We start from the raw sequence: 8,733 nt of genomic DNA on the forward strand, positions 1-8,733 counted from the left end.
TCCGCCAGATGAACACCGTCGGCCGGTCGTCCGTTTTGCGACACCGCGCTTCGACCAGTCGAACAGGGATCAGTCCTGCCGGCGCAATACCGGGTCGGAGGAGGCCCGCACGCGGCGGGATCGATCGGGTCGGGCGTTCACGCCGCAAATCTCAGCAGCGCCGCGACGGGCGAGTTGCCGTCCGGCAGATCGGGACGCCGGACACCGAGGACCGTGCCGCCGGTCAGGATGGTCCGGCCAATCGTCTCGTCGACGATGTCGTAGCTCGACGCGCTCGGCGTGCCGTCGACCCGGATGGCTCCCGTATCCGGGTCGACATGCCCCCAGGTCGCGCCGTCGATGTCGAACAGCAGCGTCTCGACCGCGCCCACGGTCGCCGCGCGGGCGACATGGGAGAGGTCGGCGGAGGCGCGACCCGTCGCGTGCCAGCGCCCGAAGCGCTCGCGGATGTCCGCGACGTATCTCGCATCCTGCCCCCGCAGAACGTCGCGCGCCCGCTGGGCCAGCTCCTGCGCCGACAAATGCTCGGGATTCCCAACGATCACCTCGTCCAGGAGACTCGGAGAGGATGCGACCGACCGGTAGATCGGCACGAGGTAATCGACGCAGGCGAGGATCAGCGGCACGGTCCGTCCGGCGACGACGGTCTGGACGGCGCGATCGACAGCGCGAGCGTATTTCGTGATCAGCGTCTTGCGGGCCTCGCCGCCAGCCGCTCTTGCCGGAGCGTCTGGATCGTCGCCGGCCGTGCGGGCGAGATCGTCGATGGCGGCCGGGAGATCCGGAACGGCGATCTCCCTCGCGGGACCATCGGGGCTCACCTCGACGAGCCGCACACTGTTTTGCGCAAAGGCGAGGACGAGCACGACGCCGGGAAAGCTGACCGCGCGGAGCATCGGCCGCAGATGAAAACGATCGCTCACCGCGCTGATCTTCCGCAGGCGGGACGGCAGGCGGTAGGTCCGCAACGTGTCGGGCGTGGCGAGCACCGCGAGGCTCGTCGCCTGGTAACGCCAGAAGACGGGGTCGTCGGCCAAGGCACGGAACAGATCCTCCAGCGCGGCGGCACGGCGGCGGTCGCCAGCTGCGTCGCGATCCCGCACCTGAGCGACAGCTCGCTCGGCGAGGCTGCGGAATTCGAGGCGATCGACATCCATGTGCTGCGTCACCGGGTGGGTCGGCAGATAGATCGAGACGCAGGCCTCCGACCGCGCCGCGACGAGCGTCTCCAGCTCCGATTTGGTCGGCAGGTCGACATGCAGCATGACGGATTCCGGTTTCAGGCGCCGGCGGCGGCGATGACGTCACGGTCCCATAGGTAACGGGCGCTGGGGAAAATGGTTCTGGCGCTCACCCGGTGGGGCATGCGTCAACTGCGCACACGTGATCAGACGGCAGTCGCGGCGTTGCGGCGAATGTCCACGCGTCGTTTTGCGTCACGACAAACCCGCTGGTCTTTCGATGGTCGCCGAAGACGAGCGCTTCTCGCAGGGCGACGTTGCGCTTCAGGGCTCGTCTCGCGCTTCGGGACGCTTCTCGGCTGGAATAGACAATCGAAACTCCATCCCTTCGTCGCAGGTCACGACCGAGCGGCCATCGAGCTGCTCGACGAAGGCGCGGATCAGCTTGGTGCCGAGTCCGCTGTGCTTCGGCGTCGCGGTCGCCGCCGTCGCGCCGCAGCCGTCGTCACGCACGACGATCTCGATCGTGTCACCGTCGCGCCGAACCGCGATCGTGACCTGTCCGCCGCGCCCCCCGGGGAAGGCATGCTTGAAGGCGTTGGAGACCACCTCGGTGACGACGAGACCGACCGGTACGGCGCGCGCCAGCGCGAGCTTCACCGGCTCGGCCCGCACCGCCACGGCGATGCCACGCGACGCCGCCCCGTAGGCTTCCGCGACGTCACCGATCAGCCGCGGGACGTAGTCGGCGAGGTCGACCTCGGCGCCCGCATCGGCGCGGTAGAGGGTTTCGTGGATGAGGGCGACCGAGTGCAGCCGGTCTTGGGTCTCGCGCAGCGCCGCCTTGAATGCGGGTTCGGTGAAACGCTGCTCCTGCATCCGGATGAGGCTGGTCGTCACCTGCAGATTGTTCTTCACCCGATGATGGATTTCCTGCAGCAGCACGTGCTTGTCGCGAAGCGCGGCTTCCAGGCCGGCCCGTGCCCCGGCCTCGGCACGTCCGGCCCGTAAGCCGAGCGCGGTCAGCGAGCCGATCGCCACCAGCACGATCGCGCAGATGCCGACGGTCCAGGCGAGGTGCCGGTACCAGGGAGCGAGCACGCTGGCGACCGGGGTCGACGCGGTGACGACGACGGGCCATCGTTCCAGCCGGCGAAACGAGACGATGCGCTCGACGCCGTCGATCACCGAGACCGCCCGGTAGGTGCCGGTGGGCTCGTGCGCCATGGCCCGAAACAGGATCGTGTCCTCGATCGTCCGCCCGGCCTGGGCGCTCGACAGGCCGGTGCGCGCGACCAGCGTGCCGCTGCTGCTCCAGATGGCGAGCACCGTCCCCTGGCCGACATCGCTCGAGGCGATGAGCTCGTCGAGAAAGCCCGGCCGCATCGCCGTCTGGACGACGCCCGCGAGACGTTCGTCGTCGCCGACGATCGGGCGGCTGTAGGTGTAGACGAGGTCGCCCGTGGTGCGGTCGACGATCGCTTTACCGACGTGGCGGTCGATGCCGGACTCGCGATGAACCTTGAACCAGCCGCGATCTCCGAACGAGAAGCCGGCCGCGCCTCGCTCGCTCGACGAGGCGACGCGACGACCTTCGGCATCGACGACGAGGATATGATCGGCATCGGCGGTCCGCTGCGCGAGGCCGGCCAGGAACACGCCGGCGTCCGGTGTGTCCCGCAGGGCCCCGACGCCGCCGCGTTCTTGCACGTAAGCGAGGACGTTGGCGAGGACGAGATCGTTGATCTCGAACACCCGCTTTGCGTACTCCTCCAGCACGCGCGCCATGTCGCGCGTCGCCGCCTCGGCGCGCTCCATGGTCGCGCGATGGTCGAGCGCCAGGAACAAGCTGCCGGTCAGCAGGATCGCCAGGGCGAAGAAGGCCGCCGTGCCCGACACGACGGATCAAACGTCGCCGAGCATACTCGATCGAACCTGCATGTCGTGGAATCCGTGTTCCCTCACCGTCACGGGCGAACAAGGACACGCCCCGCCGCCCGGCCGCTGTCGATGAAGCATTTTCCCTGAAGAGAGTTCAATCGGACACTGCACCGCGGCTCGGCCCGATGGTGCGACGACGCGCCCGGGAACCGCGAGATCGACGTCCGCTTGATCCTCGAATCGCGATCGCAGAGGAGCCCGCAATGGTGCGCTGTCGGACAAACGAGACGTCGCTTTGCCTGCTGGTGGCATCGACCGTGGTTGTCGCCGGAGTTTTGGCGCCGGCTCCGTCCTCTGCGCGCACCGTCGACACGGACAAGGCGCGCGTGCAGGTCGAGCGGATCGCCGGCGTGGCGCATCCCTGGGGCCTCGCGCTGATGCCCGACGGCCGCTTCCTGGTGAGCGAACGCAACGACGCCCGCATCCAGCTCGGAACACGTGACGGCAAGATGGTGCAGGTCGAAGGCGTGCCGCCGGTCTTCCGCTACAAGGGGCCGACCGGCCGCAGCCAAGCCGGGCTCTTCCACGTCGCGCTGCATCCCGACTTCGCCGACAACCGGCTCGTCTATTTCAGCTTCTCGCAGCCGTCCGAGGAAGGCGCCGGCACCGCGATCGCCCGCGGTCGCCTCGTCGAGACGGGCGACAAGCCGCGCCTCGAGAACGTCGAGGTGATCTTCACGCCGAAGGCGCACGACTCGAGCGGTCTCCATTTCGGCGGCCGCTTCGTGTTCCACCCGCAGGACAAGTCGATCATCCTGTCGATCGGCGAGCGGCGGAACATCTCACGCGCCCAGAAGCGCGACGACGAGGCCGGCGCCTTCATCCGCATGATGGACGACGGCGCGGTTCCGAACGACAACCCGTTCATCGGGCAGCCGGACGCTGCGCCGACCCTCTTCGCACTCGGCAACCGCAACAGCCACGGCCTCGCCTTCCACCCCGAGACCGGCCAGCTCTGGGCGAACGACCACGGGCCGAAGGGCGGCGACGAGATCAACCGCATCGAGGCCGGCAAGAACTACGGCTGGCCGTTCCAGACCGCCGGCGTGGACTATTCCGGCGCGCCGATCGGAAAAGGCGCACGCGGCGTCGAGGACATGGCGGATCCGGTGCATGTGTTCGAGCGGACCGTCGCGCCGTCCGGGCTCGCCTTCTACACGGGCGACATGTTCCCGGAGTGGCGCGGCCACATGCTGCATGGCGGGCTCGCGGCGCGCGCCCTCGTGCGCACCGCGCTCGACGGCGACACGGTGAGCGAGGAGGAGTGGATGCTGCGCGATCTCGACCGCCGCATCCGCGACGTGCAGGTCGACCGCGACGGCGCGATCTGGGTCGTCACCGAGCACGAGGACGGCGAGATCCTGCGGATCACCCGCGCCGACACGCCGACCGGATCGGGCTCGGCGGATCGGCGCCGCTAATCCGTGCGCTCGTACCGAGCGCGCACGACCCCGCGCGCCTCCGCCGGGCGACTCAGGTCGCTCCGCCCGCGGCGGCGTGGTCTGTGGCGATTTGACGCCATGCACGGGGGTGACGGTTCGGCTGCCCGGACGTTTACCGCCGTACCGCCTCGAGGAGCCGCCGTGCATCGTTCGTCAGTGCAATGTCCTTCATTGCGATGTTCGGCGCCGCCCGTCGCGGAGCCGCCTGTGGTCGGACGTGCATCGTGACGACGTGGCTCGTGCCGTGGCTGAAGGTGCTCCACATCGTCGCACTGATCGTCTGGTGCGGCGGCCTGCTGGTGCTTCCGGGGCTGCTGCGGCAGCGGAACCAGCTCGTCGAGGGCAAGGCTCTTCAGGATCTGCAGCGGTTCACGCGGCGCCTCTACATCCGGGTGACGTCGCCGGCCGCGTTCGTCGCCGTGGTGGCGGGCACCGCGCTGATCTTCCTGCGCGAGGTGTTCACTATCTGGATGATGGCCAAGCTGGTCGCGGTCGGTGTCCTGGTCGCGCTGCACATGCGCGACGGCTACGTCATCCTCGCCGTGTTCCGTCCCGACGGGCGCTATGCCGCCTGGCGCGGCGTCCTCGCCACCTCGGCCACCCTCACGACGGTCGCGGCCATCCTCGTCCTGGTCCTCGGGAAGCCGCTTCTCGGGCTCGACATGCTGCCGGCCTGGATGCACGAGCCCGGCGGATTGAGAGCCGTCGTCGAGACCGCCCTACCCGGCCGCATTCAGTCGTCGCTGGACACCATGAGGCCGATGCCGTGATCGAACACGAGCTTCCCGCCGTGCCAGCCGGCGAGCCCGACGAACACCAGGCCGAGCAGCGAGACCATGAGCCCGAGCGGCAGCACGACGTCCGGATCGTGCAGGCGCAGACCCCAGTTGGCGCCGACGATCGACATCAGCGTGATGGCGGCGATCGCGTGGATCCAGCTCGCCACGCGCTTGCGGATGCCTTTGACGAGCAGGAGCTCGGCCGTCCCGGCGAGGCTCGCGAGGATGCCGAGCCAGAACGCGAAGCCGCTCGCATACAGTCCGGCCCGGCCCCAGAACGGATCGGCCGTCCACCAGTAGAAGAGATCGCAGCCGAGGGTCGAGACCACGAGCGCGATCGGGAACGTGACCAGCATGGCGTGGATCGGATGACCGGCGACCGCGACCAGCGAGCTGGTGGCGTGCCGCGTGACGTCCTCGATGACCGGATTGCTCATGGCGAACCTCGCTGCGCGATGCCGGGCTCAATGCGCGGAGGCGGGCCCGGGTTCGGAGTCGCGCGATGCTGCGCGCTCGCGCTTCTCGGCGTGCCGCTCGCCGGCTGCGCCGGGCCGCTGTCGAGCATCGATCCGGCCGGCCGCTCCGCCGCCCTCGTCGCGGACCTGTGGTGGGTGATGATGGCGGGGGCGGCCGTGCTGTTCGTCGCCACCATGGCGGTCGTTCTCGTCAGCGTCGCGCGGCCCGGCATCGGCGCGGCCGTGCCGTGGACGGTCTGGCTGGTCGGCGGCGGGCTGGTGCTGCCCGCCGCGGTGCTGACGCCGCTGCTCGTCTACGCGCTGTGGGCCGGCGAGCAGCTCCTCGCCCATCCGGGCGCCGCGACCGTCGTGCGCATCGATGTCACGGCGCGCCAGTGGCAGTGGGACGTGGCGTATCCGGGCGTCGAGGGCGAGCCCGTGATCACGACCGGGGTGGTTCACGTCCCGGTCGATCGACCGGTCGACGTGCATGTCACGAGCGCCGACGTGATCCACAGCTTCTGGGTGCCGCGGCTCGCCGGCAAGATCGACGCCATTCCGGGACACGTGAACGTGGTCCGGCTGACGGCGACCTCGGCGGGGACGTACCGGGGGCAATGCGCCGAGTTCTGCGGCACCGGCCATGCGCACATGCCGTTCGTCGTCCAGGCGCATCCGCAGGAGTCCTATGCCGACGCGCTCCGGGGCGCCGTCCGCGCCGCGCCAGCGGGCACGGCACCTCGATGACGCCGGCGGCAGATCGGGTCGGAGACGCACATTGAGCGACACGGTGATCACGACGCCCGGACCAGTGGACGAGCAGCTTCACATGGCGCGGCCCGTCGGCCTGCACAAGCGGCTCGACGCCGTGTGGGGAACGCCACCGGGGCTCCGCCGACTCTCCGCCGTCAACCACAACATCGTGGCGCGCCGCTTCATCGTTACGGCCTTCGTCTTCTTCGCGATCGGCGGCCTGCTCGCCATGCTGATCCGCGCCCAGATCGCCACGCCGCGCAGCGCCTTCGTCGGGCCCGAGGTGTACAACCAGATCTTCACGATGCACGGCACCGTGATGATGTTCCTGTTCGCCATCCCGATGTTCGAGGGGCTCGCCTTCTATCTGCTGCCCAAGATGCTGGGCGCGCGTGACATGGCGTTCCCGCGCATGGGCGCCTACGGCTACTGGTGCTACCTGTTCGGCGGCTCGATCCTGCTGATCGGCCTCGTGCTCGGCCTCGCGCCCGACAGCGGCTGGTTCATGTACACGCCGCTCTCCTCCAAGCCCTACTCGCCCGGCATCAACTCCGACATCTGGCTGATCGGCATCACCTTCGTCGAGATCTCCGCACTGTCGGCCGCGATCGAGATCATCGCGACGGTGCTGAAGCTGCGCGCCCCCGGCATGTCGCTCGACAAGATGCCGCTGCTGGCCTGGTATCTGCTCGTCACCGCCTTCATGATGCTGTTCGGCTTCCCGCCCCTGATCCTCGGCTCGATCCTGCTGGAGACCGAGCGGGCCTTCGGGCTGCCGTTCTTCGACCCGACGCGCGGCGGCGATCCGCTGTTGTGGCAGCACCTGTTCTGGCTGTTCGGCCACCCGGAGGTCTACATCATCTTCATCCCGGCGGCCGGCATGGTGACGACCATCCTGCCGGTGTTCGCCGGCCGCGAGATCGTCGGCTACAGCTGGATCGTGATCAGCCTGGTGGCGCTCGCCTTCCTGAGCTTCGGATTGTGGGTGCACCACATGTTCACGGTGGGCATCCCGCATCTCGCGCTGTCGTTCTTCTCGGCCGCGAGCGTCCTGGTCTCGGTGCCGACGATCGTTCAGATCTTCGCCTGGATCGCCACCCTCACCTCGGGGCGACCTCGCCTGGAGGTGCCGATGCTGTTCCTGCTCGGCTTCTTCTTCGTCTTCATGGCTGGCGGGTTGACCGGGATCATGCTGGCGATCGTGCCGTTCAACTGGCAGGCCCACGACACTCATTTCGTCGTCGCCCACATGCATTACGTGCTGGTCGGCGGCTTCGTCTTCCCGATGCTGGCGGCTGCCTACTATTGGTTGCCGAGCTTCACGGGTCGGGCGGCGCGGCACGGCTTCGGCGTCACGGTGTTTTGGCTGATCTTCGGCGGCTTCAATCTCACCTTTCTCGGCATGCACTGGACCGGTCTCATGGGCATGCCGCGCCGCATCTACACCTATCCGGACGGCATGGGATGGGAGTGGCTCAACCTCGTCTCCTCGATCGGCGGCTTCGTGATGGCGATCGGCTTCGCCCTGTTCACCATCGACGTGCTGATGCACTCGCGCTACGGACCGCGCACCATGCGAAATCCCTGGCGGGCCGGCACGCTCGACTGGGCCGTGCCGCTGCCGCCACCGAGCTACAACTTCGCCGCCCTCCCGCATGTCGGCTCGCGCGCGCCACTCGCGAGCGAGCCGGACCTCGCCCGACGCTGCGCGGCCGGCGACGGCTATCTCGGCTTCGTGCGCGACGGCCGCCTGGAGACGCTCGCCGTCGACGTCGTCTCGGGTCGGCTCGAGCAGATCATCGTCCTGCCGAACCGGACCTTTCTGCCGCTGATCAGCGCGATCCTCACCGGCGGCTTCTTCGTCGGCGTGCTGCTCCAGGCTTACATCGTCGCGCTGATCGCGGCGGCGGCGACGATCGGCTCGTTCCTGTGGTGGACCCGAGGCTCCGGCACGGCGACCGACCGCGGCCCGTTGCCGGCCGGGCGTGGCGCCGCGGCGCTACCTCACACCGAGGCGGCGAGCCCGCCGCCGCTGTGGGCCATGGCGCTCGCGCTAACGGCGGACGCGACGGCCTTCGCGTCGCTCGGATTCGGGATCCTGTTCCTGTGGGTGGTCGCGCCGAACTGGCCGCCGCCCGCCTGGCTCGCGCCGGATCTCGCGAGCGGGCTCGCGGTGCTGGCC

At 69.1% G+C, this 8,733-nt stretch carries 7 protein-coding genes; 4 read left to right on the plus strand and 3 right to left on the minus strand.

Translation table 11 applies throughout. The features are described 5' to 3' along the window. Positions 1 to 137 precede the first annotated feature (137 nt). Positions 138 to 1,265 carry a baeRF11 domain-containing protein gene (locus CCR97_RS06535; RefSeq protein WP_111356493.1) on the minus strand — a complete coding sequence of 376 codons (1,128 nt, stop codon included), beginning with the start codon at positions 1,263 to 1,265 and terminating at the stop codon, positions 138 to 140. Between the two features lie 240 nt (positions 1,266 to 1,505). After that, positions 1,506 to 3,080 carry a sensor histidine kinase gene (locus CCR97_RS06540; protein WP_111356492.1) on the minus strand — a complete coding sequence of 525 codons (1,575 nt, stop codon included), beginning with the start codon at positions 3,078 to 3,080 and terminating at the stop codon, positions 1,506 to 1,508. Between the two features lie 368 nt (positions 3,081 to 3,448). Between CCR97_RS06540 and CCR97_RS06545 the strand changes: the two genes are divergently transcribed. Both CCR97_RS06545 and CCR97_RS06550 read left to right on the plus strand, forming a co-directional pair. Continuing rightward, positions 3,449 to 4,543, plus strand: coding sequence for a PQQ-dependent sugar dehydrogenase (locus CCR97_RS06545; protein ID WP_170145757.1), 1,095 nt, complete (start codon positions 3,449 to 3,451; stop codon positions 4,541 to 4,543). A 245-nt stretch (positions 4,544 to 4,788) separates the two neighbouring features. Next, complete coding sequence (locus CCR97_RS06550) at positions 4,789 to 5,334, plus strand: CopD family protein (RefSeq protein WP_245428779.1); 546 nt, start codon at positions 4,789 to 4,791, stop codon at positions 5,332 to 5,334. Here CCR97_RS06550 and CCR97_RS06555 read toward each other — a convergent pair. Further along, the gene (locus CCR97_RS06555; protein WP_111356490.1) at positions 5,298 to 5,780 is read right to left on the minus strand and encodes a DUF2231 domain-containing protein; all 483 of its coding nucleotides are present in this window, start codon (positions 5,778 to 5,780) and stop codon (positions 5,298 to 5,300) included. The genes CCR97_RS06550 and CCR97_RS06555 overlap by 37 nt on opposite strands. Positions 5,781 to 5,870: 90 nt before the next feature. Between CCR97_RS06555 and coxB the strand changes: the two genes are divergently transcribed. Together coxB and ctaD are read left to right on the plus strand one after the other, a co-directional pair. After that, positions 5,871 to 6,545 (plus strand): cytochrome c oxidase subunit II, encoded by a 675-nt coding sequence (coxB, locus tag CCR97_RS06560; protein ID WP_338049059.1) that lies wholly within the window; start codon positions 5,871 to 5,873, stop codon positions 6,543 to 6,545. A gap of 82 nt (positions 6,546 to 6,627) precedes the next feature. Beyond that, positions 6,628 to 8,733 (plus strand): cytochrome c oxidase subunit I (gene ctaD / locus CCR97_RS06565; protein WP_201159395.1); only part of this gene is annotated, 2,106 nt, incomplete at its 3' end.

This window comes from Rhodoplanes elegans (assembly GCF_016653355.1).
Taxonomy (GTDB): domain Bacteria; phylum Pseudomonadota; class Alphaproteobacteria; order Rhizobiales; family Xanthobacteraceae; genus Rhodoplanes; species Rhodoplanes elegans.

Excerpts from the sequence above, each read along its gene's own strand:
- CCR97_RS06535 (WP_111356493.1), bottom strand. The coding sequence starts at position 1,265 with ATGCTGCATGTCGACCTGCCGACCAAATCGGAGCTGGAGACGCTCGTC.
- CCR97_RS06555 (WP_111356490.1), bottom strand. The coding sequence starts at position 5,780 with ATGAGCAATCCGGTCATCGAGGACGTCACGCGGCACGCCACCAGCTCG.